Source organism: Gordonia aichiensis (genome assembly GCF_039946255.1).
GTDB lineage: Bacteria > Actinomycetota > Actinomycetes > Mycobacteriales > Mycobacteriaceae > Gordonia > Gordonia aichiensis_A.
In genome coordinates this window covers 1-1,423 of sequence record NZ_JBCDWL010000035.1, presented here as the reverse complement: position 1 = coordinate 1,423, position 1,423 = coordinate 1, and the positions used below count along the sequence as shown (strand labels likewise).

At 63.5% G+C, this 1,423-nt stretch carries 1 protein-coding gene; it reads left to right on the top strand.

Features of this window, described 5'->3' with window-relative positions; genetic code table 11:
- Positions 1 to 109: 109 nt before the first annotated feature.
- The gene (locus AAFO60_RS20760; RefSeq protein ID WP_007240524.1) at positions 110 to 1,390 is read left to right on the top strand and encodes an IS256 family transposase; all 1,281 of its coding nucleotides are present in this window, start codon (positions 110 to 112) and stop codon (positions 1,388 to 1,390) included.
- Positions 1,391 to 1,423: the final 33 nt, after the last annotated feature.

The window sequence follows — 1,423 nt, the reverse complement described above, 5'->3', positions numbered from 1 at the left end:
GAGGAATGATCAAGACCTGTGGATCTGGGAGGGCGTGCCTTCCCGCAGAATGATCCCGGTAGTCACTTGATCAAGTCAGCGTTGCAGCGCTGGCGGAAAGGCACGCCTCATGCTCACGGTAGTCAACGCCCCTGATGGTTCCAACCAGTCCAACGACGATCACCGGTCGATCCTCGATGAGATCGTGCGCGACGGGGCCCGGCAGATGCTCGCCGCAGCCCTGCAGGCCGAGGTCGCTGCCTATGTCGATCAGTTCACCGATCAGGTCGATGAGCACGGTCGCCGGCTGGTGGTGCGTAACGGCTACCACAACGAGCGGGAGGTGATGACCGCTGCTGGTGCGGTGCCGGTGCGGGCACCGCGGGTCAACGACAAGCGGGTCGACCCTGAAACTGGTGAACGTCAACGGTTCTCGTCGAAGATCATCCCGGCGTGGGCACGCAAGAGTCCGGAGGTCAGCGCGGTGTTGCCGCTGCTGTACCTGCACGGGTTGTCGTCGGGGGATTTCGGGCCGGCACTCGAGCAGTTTCTCGGCTCGGGTGCAGGGTTGTCGGCGGCCACGATCACCCGGTTGACCAGCCAGTGGCAGAAGGAAGCCGCGGCCTTCGAAGACCGCGACATCACCAGCGATTATGTCTACCTCTGGGTCGACGGAATCCACCTCAAAGTCCGGCTTGAGCAGGAGAAACTGTGCCTGTTGGTGATGATCGGTGTGCGGGCCGACGGCCGTAAAGAGCTCGTCGCCCTGGCCGATGGCTACCGCGAATCGACCGAATCGTGGGCCGATCTGTTGCGGTCGTGCCGGCGCCGCGGCATGGCGGCCCCGAACCTGGCCGTCGGGGACGGTGCCCTGGGGTTCTGGGCTGCGTTGCGCGAGGTGTTCCCGGATACCCGAGAGCAGCGGTGCTGGTTTCATAAACAAGGCAATGTGCTTGCCGCACTGCCGAAGTCGGCCCATCCGAATGCGATCAAAGCGATGCAGGAGATCTACAACGCCGAAGACATCGACCACGCCCGCACCGCGATCACGGCTTTCGCCAAGACCTACGGCGCCAAGTACCCCAAAGCGGTCGCCAAGATCGTCGACGACGCTGATGTGCTGCTGGAGTTCTACCGTTACCCGGCCGAGCACTGGATTCATCTGCGCACGACCAACCCGATCGAGTCGACCTTCGCCACGGTCCGGTTGCGCACCAAGGTGACCAAGGGCCCCGGCTCACGGGCCGCGGGACTGGCGATGGCCTACAAACTCATCGAAGCCGCACAGACGAAATGGCGGGCCGTCAACGCACCCCACCTCGTCGCTCACGTCCGGGCCGGCGCCACCTTCAAAAACGGCGAACTCGTCGAACCCGGCACCGCCTCACCCGACCAGCAGGAGGCTGCCTGAAACAACCTCATCCACAGATCTTGACAATATCTC

Coding starts and splice junctions, on each gene's coding strand:
- AAFO60_RS20760 (WP_007240524.1), top strand. CDS start 110: ATGCTCACGGTAGTCAACGCCCCTGATGGTTCCAACCAGTCCAACGAC.